Here is a 21679-nt window from a genome sequence, read left to right as displayed (position 1 = left end):
CCGGCCATAGTGTTTCCACTATGGCCGGGGGGCCTTTGAATTCTTTTAGAAAGTGATTGCACGCGCGAGCATAACCGCCATTTCCGCCCGTGAAATCGACTGTATGGGATTCAGTTTTTGTTCCGGCGTACCGGTGATGATACCATACTCTATCATATGGGACATGGCCTCCTGCGCATAGGGCGCCACCATTCCGCCGTCCCGGAATCCGGAGAGATAGCCGGTATTCGCTGCCCCGAGGCTCCAGCCCGTGGCCTGCATGGTGCGCTCCAGAAGCACCATGGCATCCTGCCGGGTGACAGGCTCCTGGGGATGGAAGCCCCCGTCCGGATAGCCGCTGGCGATCCCGGCGGCCCGTGCCGCCTGGATTGCCTGGGCGTAGTAGCTGCCCGGCGGAACGTCGGGGAACCCGGAGCCGCTGGCCGGGGTAAGCTGGAACGCCCGGTAGAGCATCAGCATGAAATCCCCCCGGCTCACCGCGTCGGCGGGGCGGTAGCGCTGGCCGCCGGTACCAGTGATTACGCCGGCCTCATACAGCAGGTCCACATAGGGCGCAGCCCAGGCATAGCTGCCCATATCCTGGAAGTAACGGGAGCCCGATCCCTGATTTACCTGGATGCGGATCTGCCCACGGAAGGTCTTTCCACGGCTGTCCGTGCCCTCATAGCCAATCTGGACGCTGCCTGTGAAGCCCGCTTTGGGCAGGAAAGTGAGATCTGAGAGGTTCGGACTGCCGTCCGGGGTGTACTGGGTACCGGTGCGCACTTCGGTCCCCTTTTCGCTGATATCCCGGTAGTTGTAGTACAGCCGCCCCGCGCTCCCGGAGGGCAGGGAGGTAAAGCGCACCTCCCGCAGCTCGCCCTCTCCGCGTGCGGCGCAGGCGGTACGAAAGTCCTGGCTACGGAAGGGCAGCGCCGTCCCCAGGGTGGTATATACAATTTCGCTGGCGCCGGCCGGTTCTTCCACTGTAATCTCGATGGTGCCCTCAAAGCGCTCCCCCTTTGTGTTCCATCCGGTAAAGCCGATTTTCACCGTACCATAAAAATTTTCGTCCGGAACGAAGGAGACCCGGTCCAAATAGGCGCTGCTGGAGCGGTAGTAATTCCGGCTGGCGGACACCTTGCTGGCGTATTTCCCGTCATCGTAGTCGTAGTAGAGAGTGCCCTCGCCGGAGTCCGGCAGTTGGAACCGCACATAGTTCAGGTGCTCTCCGGTCAGCAGCTCCGACAAATCGTCAAAGTCCCCGTCCGCGAATGCGGCAGGCTTTCCATGTTTAGTCTGATAGCGTATCGTTGTGTCGCCGCTGTCCACGCCGATGATTACCGTTCCATAGAATTTCTCTCCCGCGGAGCTCCAGCCGGTAAACGGGATGTCTACGGTGCCGGAGAAGTCCTTCTTGGGGACAAATGTAATCCGGTCCACATAGGGGCTGCTGGAACGGTAGTAGTTCCGGCTTTCGGATACCTTGCTGTCGTAGCTGCCGTTTCTGTAATTGTAATACAGCGTCCCCTCCGAAGCGTCCGGGAGTTCAAAGCGCACATAGTTCAGCGTAGTGCCGGTCAGCTCCCGGCACAGGGTATTGAAATCGCCGTCATCAAAGGTGATCCGTCCGTTCCGGTAGGTGGAGTAGCGCACATCGCCGTCACCCGTGCGCCCCACCTCCACCGCCACTGTGCCGGAAAAGCGGTTGCCCTTGGTGTCCCAGCCGGTAAACGGGATATGAACCGTGCCGGAATAATCCTTCCCCGCTACAAATGTAACTCGCCGGAGATAGGGGGAGGAGGAACGGTAGTAGCTGCGTCCCTCCGTCACCTGGCTGTCATAGCTGCCATTGCTGGAGTAGTCGTAGTAAAGCGCCCCTTTGGAGGAATCCGGCCGCTCAAACTGCACGTAATCCAGGGGGTAGCCCGTCACAGCCTTGGACAGGTCGTTAAAATCGTCGTCATCAAAGGTCACTTTGCCGCCCTGGGCAATGGTGTAGGTGAGATCCCCGGTGTTCTGAGCCTGAGAGACGCGGATGGTAATGCGTCCGCGGAAGGAGCTTCCGTTGCTGTCATAGCCGGTATAGGGGATCACCACCTCTCCCCGGTAGCCTGCGGCAGCCACAAAGGTGATGTCGGACAGGTTGGGGCTCCCGCTGCGCTTATACTGCTTGGAGGTGTCCACCTTGCTGCCGTAATTCTGCTCGGAGATATAGTTGTAATACAGTGTCCCCCGGCCGCTGTCCGGCTGGGAAAAGATGACATAGCTCAATTCCCGGCCCGTGTGGCTGCGGCAAATCCGGTTAAAGTCATCCGCGTTCAGTGAGAGGGGCTGCTGTCCGGCCACGGAGTAGGAGACATCCTCCTGCTCCTCCACCGTGACCTCAATCGTCCCCTGGAAAAAGGAGCTCCCGCTGGCATAGCCGGTATAGTGGATAACGGCGGTTCCGCTGAAATCCGGCTTCGGCACAAAATACAGCTCCGAGAGGGACATCTGCCCCAGAGACGGATCGGCATAATATTGTTCCCCGGTGCCCACGCCCTTTCCGGTATCTCCCTCAGATTTGTACTGGTAGTAGAGCGTACCCTGCCGGGTGTCCACTGTCAGTCCGCTGATGTAGCGCAGAGAGCTTCCCAACACGCTGCTGCACTGGTTTTGCAGTTTGGAGCGAAGGGAGGAGAAGGCCAGCGGCTCCCCCGCCCCCGCCGAGCCGAAAATGATATCAGCGGTGTTGCGCTTGACAGTGACGGAGCAGGCGGCCTGGTAATTCCCGCTGGCATCGGAAACTGTAATCACCGCGTCGCCCTGGGCCTTGGCATAGAGGTAGCCGTCCCCGGTGACCGTGACGATTTCCGGTTTGCTGCTTGTCCACTTCAACGTCCCCAGCGAGCCATACGGATTCGCTTTCAGCGTGTGGGTGTCCCGCTCGTTCATGGTCAGAGAGGTTTCATCCAGAAGGATACCCTTTACTGTGATCTCGCAGGTGTCCGTATTGCTTCCCGAAATCGCCGTGATGACGGCCTTGCCGGGGGCCACGCCTTTGACTTCACCCGTAGCGCTGTTCACGGTGGCAACCGAGGGGCTTTCGCTTCTCCAGGTCAAAGGGGCCCCCTCCGGTGTAACCTTGGCGGTGAGTTGGAGGGTCTGCCCAATATCAATCTCCGTAACGGCAGGCGGGTCAATGGATATTCCAGGAGTGACCGCCGGTTTTACCGTGATCTCACAGCTTGCCTTGCCGATATCATCTGTCCCACTGTTCAGATAGGCAGTAATGGTAACCTTTTTTTCGTCGGTCGTTTCCCCTGTTTTTACGGCCATCACTTTGGTGGTCAGCGTATTCGGGGACTCCACACTTACCCGCCCTTTGTCTTTGCTCTCCCAGCGGATCGACAGCCCCGCAACCGCCAAGCCTGCATCGTCAAGTTCGGTCTTGGTTCCATCTGTCGACTCTGATACTACTTTGGCAGTAAGCTCCCCCTCGTCGCCCTCCACCAGGTCAATACTCGGCGGCGCTACCGTGATGGAATAGGTTGGATCCGCCGGATCAGCCGAAGCCACCGCCGCCGGGAGCATTGTCCCCAACAAAACACAGGAAAGGAGGAGGGAAAGCACCCTTACCCCCACCTTCTTTTTCACGGAAAATCACTCCTTTGTTCTCTGGAAAGCAGGGGACGGGCAGGGTCTGCCCGTCCCCTGCTTTCCAACATGATTCGCGGCTACGTAGTGGGAGAATCCCCCTCAATCGCACCTTGCGTAATGACAAAACGTCCGTTTGTCAGGAACTGCCCGGTGCCGCCTGCCTCTGTCACATAGGTCAGGATTGTTTTTGTCTTTGCTTCCATCCCACGTCCGTTCATGTTCATATCGCTGGCGTAACCGGTGGTAAAGAACACCAGCGTGTCTCCCTCCACGACTCCCTCATAGCTGAATGTGAATGTGCCGCTCGGGGAGGCGAGAGCCCCGCTCGCCAGTTTCAGCTTTTTCGCCGCACTCCCGCCGATGCCGAAGGCCTCGTCCAGAATATAGACCGCCTTCTGGCCCTGGGTTGCATTTTCAGGCTTCTTGGTCCAGACCTCCTTGAGCGTCTGCCGGTCCTCGCTGAGCCAATACAGATTTTCACTGAACGAAAGCGTCACGGTTCCCGACCAGCCTTTATCCGTAGGGTTGGCCTTTCCACCCGTTACGGTGAGAACCGGCGGATCATTGTCCGGGATATTGACCCCGCCGATCGCCTTAAAGCCATCCTCCGTGCCGTCCTTGTTCCGGGCAACCGCGAGACAGTAATAGAGTGTATTCATGTTCATGTACTGCTCAAACTGCTTTACCTGCGGTACATTTTTCTCCAGGCTTATTGGGCCGGACGCCACCGTTGTCATGCTGTCGCCGGATTGATTTCGCCGAATCAATTTCCCAACACGGTCGCGGAGAGATGCCTTTGCATACATATCAAAGACAGAGGGCCCTTCATTTCCGCTTCCCTGACTCACCGTTTTAATCAGCGCCTCAAGGATAGTCATATCCTGATTCAAGCCAGAGCTCTGGAACTTCTTTAAATCTTCTCGGTCCATATTGGCCTCAGTGGCAAATTCTCCTTTCAGAAAATCGGGAATCTGATTATATGCCACCAGAACATAATTCAGCTCCGAGCTCTCCGAGGTTTTAAATTGTACATCCGGGCTCTGGTTGTTCAACGTAATATAGGGCGTCCCCACATCTGTCGTGGTAAACCGGTAACACTGTACCTCAGAATAGTTCTGCGCCGTATTCTGAATGACAAAGTAAACGATATAGTCTGTCTGTGGAGACAGATCCTCCACCGAAAGCTTTACCACGCTGGACTGGCATGCAGTATTGTCATACTTGATACTGGGATTTTTACTGTAACTCTTCTCCGGATTCAAAATATCCATGACCTGCGGCTGATTGAAAGAGGGCATAGGAATTGTACTGTTGCCTTCTATAGGGATGCTGGAATAGTGAGACTCATCCTTATAGTTATTGCCGTCCTTGTCCGTTGTCAGGATATCCCCTTTCGGCGCCACTACATAGTAGACCGTACCCGGCCGGTTCAGCAGCAGCTCCATTTGTGCATCGGTCGCACCAGGAGTAAACTTGGGGTATCCGCTTGTAAACTCCGGGATACTCTGGTCGCTGAAGGGCACTTTCAACGTAAAGTCTTTCGGCAGCCCAATGTCTGTGAGATCGCCGTTTACCACTGTGTCCATCCAGTTTTGTTCCGTCACCGATGTCGCCATCATACGCAGATCATTGTCTTTTCCCGCCACCACGTTGACGCGGATATTGACCCGTCCGTTCCACGCCTGCTTGTCCCTCTCCCCGTTCACGCTGGTAAATTCCATGGCGTACTCGTAGGTCTGTCCTTCCTTGAGTTCGTTGAGCGGGTCAAAATCGGTCATCGTTTCGCCCACCTTCAAGAAATCCTTGGTCAGACTGACGCCCAGAAAGCCTTCAGTTGCAGAGGAAAGCGTAATTGTAACTTCGCCCTTCTTGTTCAACTGCTCCCACGGACCTCCGTCGGTGCTCCGATAGAGGTTAAAGCTCAGATTGGTATCCGTCCAAATGAGCATATCCCAATCAATGAAGTCGCCTACTTTATCTGTGGTCACAGGGTCCAGCTTCCATACCGCATTAACCGTTTTCTTATTATCGGGACCCGATCCGACCGTGATTTCAGCCTGGTTGACAGTGGAAATATTTACCTGGGCAAATACCGTTGTAAACTTGTCCAGAGTCACCTTACCCATGACATTCTTACTCTCAGAGGTATCCGCGATCTTTCCGGCCTCAATCTCAAAGTAATAAGTCGCACCGCTCTGGAGGTTGAGGGCGGCATCGGCACTTCCGCCCGAACCCGGGAACACGACCACCGTCTTGCCATCCTCCTGCTTGATCACCACATTCTCGTAATTGATCGTCCAGTTGTCCTTGTCATCCTTGTAATCCACAACCTGAGTGGCCGGGCCGTTTCCCGTGTCCTGGTAGAGCTTGATGCTGTCCCGCAGCAGCCCGGCCAGCTTTGACTTCGGCTCGGTGCCAGCCGCCACCTTCTGATAGAGCTCATACAGGTTCTGGTTCGTCCCCGCGTCCTGAATCCCCTCGCTGAACACCAGCCGGACATCGGTATTGGGCAGGGGGGTAGTGGAGTCGGTTCCGTTATACTTGGTGAACTCCTGGGTTACAGTGGGCGCATTGGGATCCAGCGTATGAATCGTAATCTTTCCCACCGTCTCCGAGTAGTTTCCCGCCTTATCCTGGGCCACATAATAGAGGTCGTAAGCAGTTTCTTTCTCCAGGCCGCTGACGGTGAAGGAGACGTCCTTCCCCTCGGTCATGGTAACCTTCCCGTTCTTGAGTGCGTTCATACCGGCCGACACCTGGAGTTTGGCGTTGTCGCTGCTCAAATCCACCTTTCCGGACTGTCCGGCCAGGGGCTTGGGGTACTCCTCCCCCTCCTTCACCACCACCCAGTACAGAGTGCCCGCCTCGTTCAGGTTGGCATACAGCCCCACAGAGGTGGCATTCACCTTATTTACTGTAGGGTTGGTATTGAAGCGGGGCGGTGTACCGTCTACGGTGGTAAAGGACACCTTTTTGACGGCGGAACTCTGCCCACCGTCCACGTCGGTGAGCCACAGGTACAGGTCGTAGGACTCCAGCTCCTCCAGAGGGACGTTGTTCACGTCAAATGTATTGGAGACGTTCTTGGTCACATCGAGGGTTCCAAAGCCCAGATTGCCGCTGACGGCGTTGGCCTTAAAGTCGTTGGCCGTGGGGGCGGACGCCCCCTTGGGCAGCACCGCCCAGTACAGCCGGCAGGACTTGGTGGCCATGGTCGTCACCTGCCCGGAGGTGCTGGTGATTTTGGACATATAGGGGTAACCGGAGGCGAAATTGGGCACGGTGTTGTCCGGCGTAGTAAAGGAGATGACCTTCAGCGGGCTCCGCTCCTCCCGCGCGTCCACAAAGACGGCGGACAGGTAATAGGAGCCGTCGGAGGTCAGGCCGCTGATTTTGACGCTGCCCGGCTGGCTGGAGCCGGTCAGGCTCAGGGTGCCGCTCTTGACAACCTTGGGGCTGTAGGACGAGGGGTTGAGCAAATCGTCCACCCCCACGGAGCCGTCGGTCACCGAGGTGACCGCCCAATAGACGGTACCCTTCTTATTGGCGCTGAACCGGGCGGTGGCGCTAGTGGGCGCCAGATCCGTGACCTCCGGGTAGCCCGCCAGCAGCCTTGGGTCCGCCGAGGACTCCGCCGCCGCTTCACTGTCCATCTTCTCCCCGTCGATGGTGGCCTCCACGCCGGGCCGGATGGTGATTTGATCCGGCAACATCGTCACCGTGCTGCCCGGGGCGTTGACGGTCAGGTGGCCGATGTCCCCGTCGCCGGTCACGGAGGTGGCCACGTCCAGGTTCACGTTGTCCACCTCAGCGCCCGAGGCAATGTTCAGGGTCGAATCCGTGGCCTTTTCGTCCACGTTGATGGTATCCACATGTCCGCTGGCGACGCCAATGCTGGACTTGGGCGTCAGGTTCGTGACCTCCTTGACATTGCCCGCCAGGTTGAGGGAAAGGCCGTCCTCCCCCTCCAGGGCGATCTTGCTCAGGCCGTACCCCGCGGGGGTGCGGTCGTCCAGATAGGCGTCGGTGCGCACGCTGGTATGTTCAATGACCCCGTCGCCCTCCACGCGGATGGAAATCTGCTGGTTGGGGATGTTGTCCACAATCAGCTTGGGCGCATTCACATTGCGCAGCACAATGCTGTCGTCTCCGCCCTCGCTCACGCCGCCGCCGCTGATGACGATCTCCCCCAGCACGGTCACATTCTCCAGCGTGATCTCGCCCAGATCCACGCCGCCCGTTATGTAGAGGTTGCCGCCCACCACGGTATCCCTCAGGGTGACGCCGGAGCTCGTAATGGTTACATTGCCCCAGGTGCTCCCCAGGCTGTGGACTCCGGCTGTCTGCACCGGGGTGCCCACAGCCTTTACCACCAGGATCGCCGCCTCTCCACGGGTAATCGGGTTCTTGGGGCGGAAGCTGCCGTCCGGGTAGCCGTTCACCAGGCCGTACCGGGCTGCCGTGGCAATATAGCCCCGGCTCCACTCGCTCAGCTCCCGGCTGTCGGTAAAGCTGGTGTTCTCGCCGGTATCCGGCTGCAGCATCAGATTTCGGGTGAGGATAATGGCCGCCTCCTCCCGGGTAATGCTGCTGTCGGGGGAAAAGGTGGTCTTGGACGTGCCGGAAATATAGCCCTCCGTATAGGCGATATCCACATCCTCCGCATACCAGGCGGAATCCGGCACATCCTGGAAGGGATCGCCCCCCAGCTTCTCATAGCCCAGCGCCCGGTTGATCACCGTCACAAACTCCGCCCGCGAAATGGGGTTGTCCGGTCGGAGGTTCCCCGATATATCCCCCCGCATAAAGCCCCAATCCACCATCTGCTGCAAATAGGAGTCTGTATAGGCTGCCCCGGCCTGGCGGGGCAGCTGCGGGAGCAGCCCCAGCAGCAGGACGCATGCCAGCAGGGTGGCGCCTACACGGCGCACAGTTCCCTTCCAGAGGTTCATCATCGTTTCGCCATCCTTTCTCTTGCTCTGCTTACATTTCTGCCGTATGCCGGAACTGAAGGCTGAACACGGCCTCACAGACCATATTTTCTTCCTCACGGAGCATATCAACAAACTCCGCCGCATAGAGAGGAATCGGCTCCGGAGAGGGCCGCTCGCGTAAAATCTTTACCCTGAGTACCAGCGGCTCTGCTGTAACCGGGATTACAATCTCGGCTACCTCGTCCACCTCCAGCTTCCGGGCGCAGAAAAAGGCCACTCCGCCGCAGCTCAGATCGTTGCTCAATACCGGCATCCGCCCGCGCCACCGGCCGCTCACCGGATAGAGGAAGCTCTCAAACCGCACCGGCATGCGCAGGTTGCGGCGCACCTCCTCCCCCAACATGCGCACCGACTCTACCGAGACGAGATTATCCCGGCACCGGACAATCCGCCCTTCCATCGCCGGGAACTGCTCCGAGGTTCCCACCAGGCTGATGTACTCATGCCCCAGCACCCGCTTGATATCCCCGTGGGCGATCCGGAGCTGCCAAACGTTTTTTTCCGGTCCATCCTCGGAAACCCCCTGGGCCACCGGGGCTCCCCGGCTGTCCAGCAGCATGTATTTATAGCTCATCGCATGCTCACTCCTTTGCCTGCTTCGCCTCCAGCCGTTCCCGGCGCTCCCGGCGGTATTTCTCCGGGTCCGACGGGTCGAACTGCAAAAAGTAAATGTAAATGTCCACGATGGCCTGATAGAGCTCCTCCGGAATCTCCCTGCCCAGCTCCATCTGGGACAGAATGGTCGCCAGGGAATTGTCCTCATAGACGGGAACGCCGCTGTCCACCGCCACTTCTACAATCCGCTCGGCCAGGTGGCCCATGCCGGACGCCACAATCACCGGCGCACCACTGCCCGGGCCATATTGCAGGGCCACCGCGCGCCCGGAGCCGCCCTGTTTAGATTTTGACATTGATACCGCGCTCCCCTTCAAACAGTCCCGGAAATACTTCCGTCAGCGTCAGCGGACGGGTGTGCTTCTGTACCTGGACACTTCTCCCCTTCAGGCCGTGATCGGCCAGAATCTGCCCTAAATCCTCCGCAATCAGGCCGCTGTGGGCTGTCACACTGTCCGGGCCGTAGACACTCACATCCACCTGCTCCTTTCCGGCCCCCAGTGTCATCTCCAAAAAGCCCACTGAGGGGAGATCCATCTTGAACAGGAACTGGATCTTATGTCCGTCCCCGCGCCCATCCCGGGCCTCCTCCCGCTCCTCCGCGTCCGGGTCCACCCATAACTCCGAGTACATCCGCCTGCCCTCCCACTCCAGCGGGACAATGGTATGGTGCAGCGGGAGGAATACGCTCTCATTGAGCAGCATGGACCGCACGATCTCCTGAAACGCCTCCCGCAGATCCGTGCCGTACTCTCCCTGCAGCGCCCGCTGCGCCGTCCGGGCCAGCTGCTCCGTAAATGTATCCGCCTGGGCGGCCTTGGTAAACTGGTTCTCCCGGAGCAGCTTCCACAGCGTCTGATCGTCCAACTGATTGAGACCGGCCAGGGTATCTCCATAGCCGCCCAACTGCCGGAACGCCAGCATGACCCCCTCCTCCGCGCCGTTTTCATAGCGGGCCATATGCAGCATCAGCATCCCAAGCAGCGTCCGTGCTGTTCCCATATCGTGATAACGCTTGATATAAGAACCCAGGTAGGGCAGAATCTGTCCCTGCAGCAGCTCTAAATTCTCCGCCCGCGCCCCGGCCTGAAGGCCGTTTTCCAGCTTTCCCGTCAGCTCAGCCAACTGTCCCCTCCAACTCTGGGGCAGATAGTCCGAAAGCTGCCGGAGCAGGGAGAGCATGCTGCGTCCAATGTGACCCGTGGCGGAAAAATCACTGTAGCGTTTGGCAAAGTTCAGAATTGCCCCCCGCACGGTGTCGCCGGGCGTCTTTTGATAAACCTCCCTCAGCAGGGAGAAGAGGGGCCCTGCAAATCGGTTGCCTGCCTCCATCTGCGTCTGAAAAAACTGTCGGAACGCATCGGGGTCCATTTTAAGCAGTTCCAGAAATCCGGATAACTCTTCTGTCACACCTGCCGCCAAGCCGGGCGTGGTTACCAATCCCTGCATCAGTGTGACCAGCTTGGACAGTTCCGCCCCCAACTCCGGCATATCCCGCATCTGCTGCAGGAAAAACTGAAGGTTGGAATCATAGCGCAGCACACCGGAGTTCAGCGCATCATTGGCCCCCTGCTGATCGGTACGGGCGTCCGGCCGGCCCACCCGGCTGGGGTCCGGGATGTTCTGAATCCGGGTGTCACTTGGCTTTGGAGCTGCCGGCAGTGTGCGGTTGTTATTTGAGGCGTCATAATTGGGAACCGGATTGGTCACGCCCACTAAATTCGCCACGTGCAAATCACCCTTTTCTAAAATCTCATTCCTGGAGAGGGTGGCAATGCGGCCGGATTCCACTCCATGTATCTTTTTCGCGTTCTGCTCTTATTTTTTGGCCAATCCTGTCGATCGGAACATCAGAAGTTCAACGCAAAGGAAGGATGTACCGATGGGCAATGGAAACGACAGCATTTTAGAGGCATACCTTTTCGAAACCAATTCCCTGCTGGAGCAGCTTGACAGCCTTGTTTTGGCCGCCGAGGAAAAGGACAGCTTTTCCGAAGAGGATGTCAACACGATCTTCCGCATCATGCACACCATCAAGGGCTCTTCAGCCATGATGGAATACAGCTCCCTGATGACAATCGCACACCGGGCGGAGGATCTGTTTGCCATTGTCCGTGACAAATCGATGGAGATTGTCCCGGAGGCGCTGCGCCCCGCCCTGTTCGACCTGCTGTTCCAGATCATCGACTTTTTCCGCGGGGAAATTGAGCGCATTGAAAACGGACAACCTCTCACTCAGACGATCGACAGTCTTCTCCAAAAAGTTAATAGTTTTATTCAGCAAATTCAAAATGGCGCCGCCGCTGCGCCGGCCGAGGTTCCGCCGGCCGCGCCGGAGGCGCCGGCCCCGGCGGATTCCGGTCCGACAGCCGTCCCCGGCTTCCCCTATGCTCTCCAGATCTTCTTTGACGAGGGTGCCGGCATGGAGAACCTGCGGGCATTTATGCTTGTGAGCACAATCCGCGACGGCGGCTCCGAGGATAGCTTCCAATACCTTCCCGCCGATGTGGAGCACAATCCCGACACCGCGGCGCAGATCGTGGACTCCGGCTTTACGCTCTATTTCCGGGATCAGGCACAGCGGGATGCTGCAATCCATGCAGTCACGAACGCCGGCTCTGTGCGTACCTACCAGGCCATCGATCAGGAGGCGCCCCCACCCGCCGCCCCGGAACATCAGTCCCCCCCGGCGGAAAAGCCGGCGGCCCCGGCTTCCTCCCGGGAGGCCCCCAAGGCCGAGTCTGCACCCCAGCCTCACCGCGAGAGCCTGATCAGCGTCAACCTGAGCAAGTTGGATCAGCTCTCCGCAGTGGTGGGCGAGATTGTCATCACCGAATCCATGGTTACCTCCTCCCCTGAACTGAAGGGTCTCCGCCTGGATGAGTTTACCAAATCCGCCCGTCAGCTGCGCAAGCTCACGGATGAGCTTCAGGATGTGTCCATGTCCCTGCGCATGGTTCCCGTATCCGCCACCTTCCAGAAAATGCACCGCATCGTGCGGGATATGTGCAAAAAGCTCAACAAGCAGGCCAAGCTCACACTGGTGGGCGAGGAGACGGAAATTGACAAGACCATTGTGGACAGCATCGGCGACCCCATCATGCACATTGTCCGCAACTCCATGGACCATGGTATCGAGGAGGATGTCCAGGACCGCATCCGTGCGGGCAAGGACCCCGTTGGTGAGATTACTCTCTCCGCCCGGCAGACCGGCAGCGAGGTTATCATTGAGATCAGGGATGACGGCCAGGGCGTCAACGATGAGGCCGTATTGCGCAAGGCCGTCAAAAACGGGCTTGCCTCCCCCGATGTGGAGTACAGCCACCGTGAAATCCTCAACTTTCTCATGTCTCCCGGCTTCTCCACCAATACCGAGGTGACAGAGTTTTCCGGCCGGGGTGTCGGCATGGATGTCGTCAAGCAGAACGTGGAAGCGGTAGGCGGAACCGTTTCTCTCACCAGCGAGCTTGGCAAAGGCATGACCACCACGTTGAAAATCCCGCTGACCACGGCAATTATGGACGGTATGGAGGTATCTGTCGGAGGCTCGATTTTCACCATCCCGATCCACAATATCCGCCAGTCCTTCAAAATTCACTCCGATCAACTGGTACACGACGCTGCCGGCGGAGAGATCTTCAAGTGTATGGGCAGCTTTTATCCTGTGGTGCGCATGCGGGAGCTCTATCAGATCGAGGAGGGATGCACCCAGGTAGAGGACGGCATCCTGATCTGGCTGGAGGCCGGTGAACTCTCCTACTGCCTGTTTGTAGATGAGCTGCTGGGCGAACAGCAGGTCGTGGTCAAGCCCCTGCCCAGCTACCTAAACAGCTTCAACATCAAGCGCAGCGGCATCGCGGGGTGCACGATTCTGGGGGATGGCAACATCAGCATTATTCTGGATGTGGCCAATCTCTACTCTCCCTTTCGTTAAGGAGGCATTATAACCATGGATCAGGATAACCAATTCAACGCCGTACCGGAGGAGGGCGTACCTGCCCCGGCACTGGATGCCCAGACGGTGAAGTATCTGCTCTTCTGCTCGGACAACCTGCTCTTCGGCGTGTCGGCAGATTACGTGGTGGAGATTATTACCAACCACGCCATTACCAAGCTGCCCCTGGTACCAAATTACATCCGGGGAATCATCAACCTGCGGGGACAGATCATCCCGATCGTAGACATCCGCCTGCTGCTGGGACAGCCCAGTCAGAGTGACAACTGTATCATCATTCTCAACATTGAGGACACCTTGGTAGGTATTCTGGTGGACACTGTGCAGAAGATGATTGATGTGGATACAGCACTGATTCTGCCCTCTCCCTCTCAGGACACCCGGAATCTGGTTTCCGGCATGTGTTCTCTGTCCGAGGAACAGACCATGCTGGTCTTTGACTGTCCTCAAATTCTCAACCAGCCTTAGGGCAGAAAGTGCAGGCTCCTGTTTTGAATATGCTGTTTCGCGATATGTCCGTTTCAGACGCTGATTTTCAGCGCATGGTGCGCTTTATTCAGGATAACTACGGGATTGACCTGAGTAAAAAAAAGCAGTTGATTACCAGCCGTCTTTCCCATTCCATTCGGGAGCGCGGGTATCCGGACTTCTCTGCCTTTCTGGACCACCTGCTCAAAAAGCAGGACCCCGCTGATCTGGAGCTGGTACTCAATAAGCTGACCACGAATTATACCTTTTTTATGCGGGAACCCGACCATTTTACCTTTTTCCGCGATGTGATACTGCCGGAGCTCTCCCGCCGCCATCAGAAAGACCGGGTTCTCTCCATCTGGAGCGCGGGCTGCTCCAGTGGTGAGGAGCCCTATACGCTCTCCATCTACCTGAAAGAGTTTTTTGGGCCCCAGGCATCCCAGTGGGACACCCGGATTCTGGCCACTGACATCTCTCAGCAGGCCCTGTCCAAGGCCAAGGCGGGGCAGTACAAGCTGCCCGCTGATATGCCCGGTGAATGGCTCAAGCGCTATTTTGTGAAGGATGACGCCACCTGTCTCTATACGGCGGCGCCCCAACTGAAGCAGAATGTTATTTTTCGCACGTTCAACTTGATGGACCCCATTCACTTCCGGCTGAAATTTGATGTAATTTTCTGCCGCAACGTGATGATTTATTTTGATCAGGCGACCCGGGACGCCCTGGTCCGGCGCTTTTACGATGCCCTGCATCCAACCGGATACCTGTTTATCAGTCACTCCGAATCTCTGGGGCAGACCCGGCTGTTCCGAACGGCCGCCCCGGCGGTTTATCAAAAGCTTCCACTCGGGACGCACCAGTAAATCTCGCAAAGAAAGGTTCCGGTACTTATGCAGACCACAAATCGAAAGATCCGCGTTTTGGTCGTGGACGATTCCGCTGTGGCACGCAGCGTCATCATCCAGGGGCTTTCCGCCTCACCCCGCATCGAGGTGGTGGGGTATGCAGTCAATGCCATGGATGCAAAGACAAAACTCCAGCACCTCTCCCCTGATGTAATGACGCTGGATGTGGAAATGCCCGGCATCAACGGCATTGATTTTTTAAAGCAATTTCTTCCGTCACATCCTCTCCCCGTCATCCTCGTCTCCTCCCTTAACCTGCGGGTCTTTGATGCGCTGGCCGCGGGAGCGGTGGACTTTGTGCGCAAGCCTGACGCGGTAGAGAGCCGGGAATCCTTCCTCCAGGCCCTGACCCATAAAATTATTGTGGCCTCCCATGCCAGGTTATCCCGTGCCAACCTGCCCCACCCTGCCGCCCCCGCCGCTCCGCTGCGTTTTGGCGGCGATGGGGCGCCGGAGCAGACCGTCATCGGTCTGGGCGCCTCCACAGGCGGCACAGAGGCCACGCTGAACGTACTCAGGCGGCTCCCGGCCAACATTCCCGGCATGGTGATCGTACAGCACATGCCGGTCGGGTTCACCAAGATGTATGCCGAGCGCCTCAACCGTCTATGCCAAATGGAAGTGCGTGAGGCTGTCAACGGCGATGAAATCCGCCCTGGCCTGGCGCTTGTGGCGCCTGCGGATTATCAGGCCAAGGTTGTGCGCATGGGCCCGCGCTACACACTCTCCTGTATTCCGGGCGAAAAGGTGAGCGGGCACCGGCCCTCGGTGGATGTCCTCTTTTCCTCAATGGCCGCCTCGGTCCGCTGCCGCATGGTTGGTATCATCATGACGGGGATGGGCCGGGATGGGGCCAGCGGCCTGCTGGAAATGCGGAAGGCCGGGGCGTACACGATCGGCCAGGATAAGGACTCCTGCGTAGTCTACGGCATGCCAATGGTGGCCCATGATATTGGAGCAGTCACGGTTCAGGCCTCCTGCGACAACATCGCCAGTGTTCTGATGAACCACCTCAATAACCGCTGATGATTTCAGTAAAAGGATCGCTTCCTGTACTGGCTGTGCAAAGGCAGGCGCAGGAAGAGAAGGGATAAGTGTCAAACGAGTTTCGTGGGCCCAATCAATTGGCCAGCAGTCTGTGTTTGGCGCCTATCCTTTTTCTTTTGGATTGGTGAAATAGGTTCTTATATTTAGGGGGGTAATCTATCATGAGGAGCATCAAACAAAAGCTCTTGGTCCGCATTTTGGCAATGACCGCAGCAGCGGCCCTGATTTGCGGCGGCGTAGGAATTGCAGCCAACTACATCAGCTCCCATTCGATGCTGGAGCAAAGCCTGGAGTCCACCGCATCCCTCGCCGCCACCCGTGTTTCCTACGAGCTGTTGTCCTATCAAAACGCGGTTCGCGGCCTGGGTATGGTTCCAGAGCTCAGCGACGGCGCCGTTCCCGTCACTGAAAAGGAGCGGATTGTAGACCACTGGGCTCAGTCTTATGGTATGGAGCGCGGCAATTTGCTGGATTTGTCGGGCAGGAGCCTGTTTGACGGAAACAGCTACTCCGACCGCGCGTATTTCCAGCAGGCGGTTCAGGGGGAGGTCTGTATCTCCGTGCCAACCCTAAGCAAAGTTACAGGGGAATTGTCCATCATGGTGGCCGCGCCTGTCTGGTTGAACGGCATAGAGGGCGGCACTGTCGCCGGTGTAGTCTACTTTGTGCCCCATGAAACCTTCCTCAATGACATCATGGAGTCCATTCATATCAGCGAAAACAGCGGCGCGTACATGATTGACTCCACTGGTACGACGATTGCGGACACCACGCTGGACACAGTATCGGTTCAGAACATTGAGCAGGAGGCCCAACAGGATTCCTCCCTCTCCGCCCTGGCGGCGCTGCACGCGGACATGCGGGCGGGGAACAGCAGCTATGGCAGCTATGAGATAAGCGGCGCCCAGAAATATCTGGCCTACGCCCCGGTTCCCCAGACCGACGGCTGGACCGTCGCTGTCACCGCGCCCGTTAAGGATTTTCTGGGCACCACCTATACAAGCACACTTCTGACCGCCATTCTTTTAATTGTCATCCTGGTCATTGCCATCCTTCTGGCGGTTCGAATGGCGGGCGAGATCGGCAATCCGATCCGGGCCTGCGCCGAGCGCCTTCAGCTTCTGGAGCAGGGAGACCTGTCCTCCCCTGTCCCCACTTACGAGCGCAGAGATGAGATCGGTGTCCTTTCGCTCACTACCCGGCAGATCACCACGCGGCTTCAGGAGCTGATCGGTGATATTGGCTACCTGTTGGGGGAGATGGCCGACGGGAACTTTGATGTCCGTTCGAGGGATTATGACCTCTACCAGGGCGACTATACGAATATCCTGGCCTCCGTGCGCAACATCAACCGCAACCTCAGTCACACGCTTCAGCAAATCAATCTGGCCGCGGACCAGGTTTCCGCCGGCGCCGAGCAGGTATCCTCCGGCGCGCAGGCGCTCGCACAGGGCGCCACGGAGCAGGCCAGCGCGGTGGAGGAGCTCTCCGCTACCATATCCGAGATTGACAGCACAGCCCAGGAAAATGCCGAGGCCTCCACCCAGGTCAAGGAAAAGTCCGGCCTGGCTGGCGAAAAGGTGACTGTGAGCCATGAAAAGATGTCTGCGCTGACGGATGCCATGTCCGATATTCTGAAGGGGCACCAGGAGATCAGCCAAATCATTGAAACAATTGAAAACATTGCGTTTCAGACGAATATCCTGGCTCTGAATGCCGCGGTGGAGGCCGCCCGGGCCGGCTCCAGCGGAAAGGGCTTCGCAGTCGTGGCCGACGAAGTGCGCAATCTGGCCGCCAAATCGGACCACGCCGCCAAGCAGACCAAGGAGATGATCGAGCGCTCCACCAAAAATGTGGAGCGGGGCGGCCAGTTGACTGGGGAGGTCAGCGCGGTTCTGGAAGAGACCACCCGTCTGGTTCAGGATACCGTCGCTTTCATTGACCAGGTGGCCGGCAACATTGTCTCGGAGGCCCACTCCATTAACCAGGTATCCGAGGGCGTTGACCAGATCTCCAGTGTGGTACAGACGAATTCCGCCACAGCAGAGGAGAGCGCTGCGGCCAGCGAGGAGCTCTCGGGGCAGGCTCAGTTGCTAAAGGAGCTGACCGGGGGATTCACCTTCCGCAAGGACGATACCGGTACTGCTCAGCCTCCGCAGTAACCAGATGGGACCTTCCGCCGTAAAGCAGACTTCCCAAAGTCCAGGCGTCCCCGCAACAAAAAAGCTGCATGGAATTGAATTCCATGCAGCTTTTTTGTTGCCTACTTTCTTATCCGTGCAGTGAACAGCCGTTCAGCGCTCCGTTTTCCCTTGCTGTTCCCCCACCATGTGCCGGTATGCCTTCATCCGCGCTTCGCTGATCCGTCCGGCACAGACCGGACAGCCGCACTTTCGTTTTCCAGCCCTGGAGTAGACGACCGCCTTCCACACATGTCCCTCCGGGCACTGCCACCAGACCTTTCTCCGGCTCCCAGCCGTCACCATTCTGGGCGTCAACTGGCCGTTCAGCGTCGGGTGCCACTGGGCGGCGACCTTCGGCTCCACGGTCTCCAGGTCGTTAAAGCCAGGCCAGACCTTCCGCCCGGCGCAGAAGGGACACCCCGCCCCCTCCCTGCTCCTGGAGGTCACCGTGGCCTTCCACGCGTGGCCCAGGGGACAGAGCCACCAGACCTTTCGATTGCTGTTGGGTGAGACATTCTCCGGCCTCAGGGCGCCGTTTTTGTCCGGATGCCATTGAGCGGCCAGTTGGGGAAACTGGCTGGCCAAATCGTTTTCTCCCGGAATGATCTGCTTGCCGGCACAGACCGGGCAGCCGTTTCCCAGACTGGTTCGTGACAGCACACTGGCCTGCCATTCATGGCCTTTGTCGCAGCGCCACCATACCTTGCGTCTGGTACCAGCCGTAAGGTCTCCGGGGGTCAGGCTTCAGTTCCGGGTTGGATGCCACTGGGCGGCCAGCTCAGGGCGCAGGGTTGCCAGGTCGTTTTCCCCTTCCGCCAGCTTACGGTTGGCGCAGACCGGACAGCCGCAGCCGTTTACCCTTGTCTTTACCTCCGCCTGCCACTCATGGCCCTTCTCGCAGCGCCACCACACCTTCCGGTGGCTGCCGGGGAGTACCTCGCTCGGGGTGAGCGCTCCGTTTCTGGTCGGGTGCCACTGGGCGGCCAGCTCCGGCCATAGCGTGGCAAAATCCGTCTCTCCCGGCCACGCCATGACGCCCCTGCAAAAGGGGCAGCCTGTGTGGTTGCTGGTCCTGCTCGTCACTTCTGCCTGCCACTCATGGCCTTTCCCACAGCGCCACCACACCTTCTTTTTACTTCCATAGCTCACCGTCTCAGGGGTAAGCGCTCCATTTCGCTCAGAATTCCACTGCCGGAGCAGCTCCAGCTCCCCGGTTCGTTTACAGTAGTCGAACAGTGTTTCGCGCATGGTGTACTCCTCCGTTAGCGCGGCAGCGGGCAAAGGGAGTGAAAACGGTTTCCGCAGAAGCCGCCCCGCCGCCGCGGGCGTCCCCGGCCGTTGCCCAGGCGCCCACCGCCTCAGCCGCCCTTAACGTGGCGGGCAACCCGCTTGTCCTCGGTGCGGATATGTGTAATCAGTGTGCCCACCAGAGTGTTGAGGGTATGCAGGGATTTCACACTGGGCCCCTCCGCGCTGATCTGGTTGGCCGCCGCAGCCAATTCGCGCTTATACCCCTCGTGGAAGGTGTGGTGGGCGTTGTAGCCGGGGTATTTGCTTTGAAGCTGGAGCTGCTCCTCATCGCGGAAATGCTTGCTGACATAGCTGTTCAGAAACTGCACGGTTTCATTGATCTTGGTGCGTCCGGCCCCCTGGGCACAGGCGTCCAGCAGGGCGTTGATGGCGTCAAAAAGCTGTCTGTGCTCACTGTCAATCAACTGGTTGCCGGTCAGCAGGTCCTGAGTCAATTCATAACGCATAGGTACAATCTTCCTTTCCAGTAAATTGAATCCATATAGAACTAGAGGATACTCTTTATATTTTTAAATCGTCCATCCGTTTCAAAAATTAACCCCTTCCAGACAAATCCCGCGGTTCCAAAAATTTTTTCAAAAAGGACTTAATAATTCCAGCTTTGCACCGATCAAACAGATAGTGCAACGCACTGGAGGGCGGCGTCCTCAGTCCAAACCGCCGCCCTCCCTCCTCCAAATTTCAAACAGGCTGTCCCGGGCGGGGCTGCCCTGTCTGAAATAGATTCCGGGTCTGCGCGGCCTGCCCGGCCGGCTACGGGCTGCGCCACCCACCACCCCTGCGGCCCGGGAGGAAGGAACCTCCCGGAGAACAATGTTAAGGAGAGTAAGACATCATGCGTATTCAGCACAATATTATGGCGATGAACGCCTACCGCAACTACACCAACAACACCTCCGCCCTGTCCAAGAACCTGGAGAAGCTGTCCTCCGGCTACAAGATCAACCGCGCCGGTGACGACGCCGCGGGCCTCGCCATCTCCGAGAAGATGCGCGCCCAGATCACCGGCCTGGAGACCGCTCAGAAGAACGCCAAGGACGGCATCTCCCTGGTGCAGACCGCCGAGGGCGCCCTGACTGAGGTCCACGACATGCTCAACCGTATGGTGGAGCTGGCCGACCAGTCCGCCAACGGCACCTACGACGTGGAGACCGACCGCGCCAACCTGCAAAAGGAGGTTGAGCAGCTCAAGAGCGAGATCGACCGCATCGCCGACTCCGCCAACTTCAACGGCATCAAGCTGCTGGACGGCTCCATGGACGCCGGTTCCGTCGCCAAGACCTTTGACGCCACCACCATCACCGGCGTGTTCGGCGGCGCTCCCATCGGTACGACTGCCGCTGTGACCGGCGCGTACAAGGCCGCCTTTACCAAGAGCACTGGTACTGCCACCGGCGGCAGCGCCGATATCGTGGTTTCCTACCGCGACGCCGAGGGCACGGTGCAGACCGTCACCGTTACCATGGATAATCTCGCCGCCAATGCGTCTGTCGGCCAGTTTGTAAATGCCTTGGCTGGCAACGACACCCTGTCCGGCCTCTTTGATATTAAGGCCAGCGGTACAAATGGCATTACATTTACGGCCAAAGAGGGCGGTGCGGCTTCCGAGAGCGGCAAGGCTGGCCAGGCCAACATTACCGGCATTGCCATCAACTATAAGGACAAGGATGGCAAGGTGCCTACTAAGGCTCCCAAGTTTGGTGGCGTCACCCCGACGGTTACGGGCGTGGACTCCAAGGTCAAGCTGACCGGCACCGCCAAGGAAGGCGACTTCGTCATGATCGACGGCATGAAGTACACCTTCGCCTCCGGCGCGGACGGCTCCGACGGCGCCACCTTCAGCGACAAGGCCTCCCTGATCGCCGCCGCCGCCAAGAACGGCATTACGATCAACGCGGACAACACCGTCAAGAAGGGCGGCACCGCGCTGACCCTCCAGATCGGCGACACCGGCGACGACTTCAACCAGTTGAAGGTCAACATTGCGGACACTCACGCCAAGGCCCTGGGCATCGCCGATATTGACATCTCCACCCAGGCCGGCGCCAAGGCGGCCGTGGATAAGATCAAGGCCGCTATCAACTATGTGTCTGATGTCCGCGGCACCCTGGGCGCCACCCAGAACCGCCTGGACCACACCATCAACAACCTGTCCGTCATGCAGGAGAACATCCAGGACGCTGAGTCCACCATCCGCGACACCGACGTGGCCGACGAGATGATGGCCTACACCAAGAACAACATCCTGATCCAGTCCGCCCAGGCCATGCTGGCTCAGGCTAACCAGGTGCCCCAGGGCGTCCTGCAGCTGCTCCAGTAAGCTCTGGTGCTGGCTTGAGTAGCTGCATGCCCCCGCCCACCCCCGTGCTGCCCCGCCCTGGGGCACAGCGGGGCCCCCGCCGAAGCCCAGCGAAGCGGGTTCGGTGGGGAGAGGAGGCGCGGCGGAGAGAGCGAGCTTTGCCGCATGCGGCGAAGCAAGTCATTCGAAGTCCGCGCCGACGAAGGGCGTGCTGCATCTGCTCCAGTAAGAGGTCAAACCTGTACCACAGCCACAATGCCGCGGGGGCCGGGCTCAGT

At 58.5% G+C, this 21679-nt stretch carries 14 protein-coding genes and 1 pseudogene; 6 read left to right on the top strand and 9 right to left on the bottom strand.

Going from position 1 to position 21679, the window contains the following annotated elements; translation table 11 throughout:
- Positions 1–45 precede the first annotated feature (45 nt).
- From HMPREF0372_RS17410 to HMPREF0372_RS17390, 5 genes are all read right to left on the bottom strand, one after another.
- Positions 46–3618 carry an S-layer homology domain-containing protein gene (locus HMPREF0372_RS17410; protein ID WP_230979324.1) on the bottom strand — a complete coding sequence of 1191 codons (3573 nt, stop codon included), beginning with the start codon at positions 3616–3618 and terminating at the stop codon, positions 46–48.
- Positions 3619–3698: 80 nt separating this feature from the next.
- Positions 3699–8576, bottom strand: a complete 4878-nt coding sequence (locus HMPREF0372_RS17405; RefSeq protein WP_007495400.1) for an S-layer homology domain-containing protein — start codon at positions 8574–8576, stop codon at positions 3699–3701.
- A gap of 28 nt (positions 8577–8604) precedes the next feature.
- Positions 8605–9189 (bottom strand): PilZ domain-containing protein, encoded by a 585-nt coding sequence (locus HMPREF0372_RS17400; protein ID WP_007495398.1) that lies wholly within the window; start codon positions 9187–9189, stop codon positions 8605–8607.
- Between the two features lie 7 nt (positions 9190–9196).
- Positions 9197–9526, bottom strand: coding sequence for an EscU/YscU/HrcU family type III secretion system export apparatus switch protein (locus HMPREF0372_RS17395; RefSeq protein WP_024724904.1), 330 nt, complete (start codon positions 9524–9526; stop codon positions 9197–9199).
- On the bottom strand, positions 9513–10958 hold the full coding sequence (locus HMPREF0372_RS17390; protein ID WP_226916116.1) for a hypothetical protein: 1446 nt from the start codon (positions 10956–10958) through the stop codon (positions 9513–9515). The genes HMPREF0372_RS17395 and HMPREF0372_RS17390 overlap by 14 nt, the downstream gene beginning before the upstream one ends.
- Positions 10959–11112: 154 nt before the next feature.
- On the opposite strand from HMPREF0372_RS17390, the gene HMPREF0372_RS17385 reads away from it, so the two are divergent.
- The 5 genes from HMPREF0372_RS17385 (at position 11113) to HMPREF0372_RS17365 (ending at position 17770) form a co-directional block, all read left to right on the top strand.
- The gene (locus HMPREF0372_RS17385) at positions 11113–13164 is read left to right on the top strand and encodes a chemotaxis protein CheA (RefSeq protein ID WP_007495391.1); all 2052 of its coding nucleotides are present in this window, start codon (positions 11113–11115) and stop codon (positions 13162–13164) included.
- Positions 13165–13179: 15 nt separating this feature from the next.
- Positions 13180–13653, top strand: a complete 474-nt coding sequence (locus HMPREF0372_RS17380; RefSeq protein ID WP_007495390.1) for a chemotaxis protein CheW — start codon at positions 13180–13182, stop codon at positions 13651–13653.
- A gap of 44 nt (positions 13654–13697) precedes the next feature.
- Positions 13698–14519: a CheR family methyltransferase gene (locus HMPREF0372_RS17375; RefSeq protein ID WP_155117053.1), complete on the top strand. Its 822-nt coding sequence runs from the start codon at positions 13698–13700 to the stop codon at positions 14517–14519.
- A 27-nt stretch (positions 14520–14546) separates the two neighbouring features.
- The gene (locus HMPREF0372_RS17370) at positions 14547–15587 is read left to right on the top strand and encodes a protein-glutamate methylesterase/protein-glutamine glutaminase (RefSeq protein WP_007495388.1); all 1041 of its coding nucleotides are present in this window, start codon (positions 14547–14549) and stop codon (positions 15585–15587) included.
- Positions 15588–15769: 182 nt separating this feature from the next.
- Entirely contained in the window at positions 15770–17770 is a 2001-nt protein-coding gene (locus HMPREF0372_RS17365) for a methyl-accepting chemotaxis protein (protein WP_007495387.1), read from the top strand.
- A gap of 132 nt (positions 17771–17902) precedes the next feature.
- On the opposite strand, the gene HMPREF0372_RS20950 is transcribed toward HMPREF0372_RS17365, so the two are convergent.
- The 4 genes and pseudogenes from HMPREF0372_RS20950 to HMPREF0372_RS17355 form a co-directional block, all read right to left on the bottom strand.
- The gene (locus HMPREF0372_RS20950; RefSeq protein WP_007495385.1) at positions 17903–18376 is read right to left on the bottom strand and encodes a zinc-ribbon domain-containing protein; all 474 of its coding nucleotides are present in this window, start codon (positions 18374–18376) and stop codon (positions 17903–17905) included.
- 36 nt (positions 18377–18412) lie between these two features.
- A pseudogene (locus HMPREF0372_RS21140) lies at positions 18413–18532 on the bottom strand (zinc-ribbon domain-containing protein); the annotation flags it as partial.
- 3 nt (positions 18533–18535) lie between these two features.
- Complete coding sequence (locus tag HMPREF0372_RS20940) at positions 18536–19039, bottom strand: zinc-ribbon domain-containing protein (protein WP_230979323.1); 504 nt, start codon at positions 19037–19039, stop codon at positions 18536–18538.
- 110 nt (positions 19040–19149) lie between these two features.
- Entirely contained in the window at positions 19150–19548 is a 399-nt protein-coding gene (locus tag HMPREF0372_RS17355; protein ID WP_007495383.1) for a bacteriohemerythrin, read from the bottom strand.
- 389 nt (positions 19549–19937) lie between these two features.
- On the opposite strand from HMPREF0372_RS17355, the gene HMPREF0372_RS17350 reads away from it, so the two are divergent.
- Positions 19938–21422, top strand: coding sequence for a flagellin N-terminal helical domain-containing protein (locus HMPREF0372_RS17350; RefSeq protein WP_007495380.1), 1485 nt, complete (start codon positions 19938–19940; stop codon positions 21420–21422).
- Positions 21423–21679: the final 257 nt, after the last annotated feature.

The sequence above is a fragment of the Flavonifractor plautii ATCC 29863 genome, from assembly GCF_000239295.1.
Taxonomy (GTDB): Bacteria; Bacillota; Clostridia; order Oscillospirales; family Oscillospiraceae; genus Flavonifractor; species Flavonifractor plautii.
This window is presented reverse-complemented; position numbering and strand designations above follow the sequence as displayed.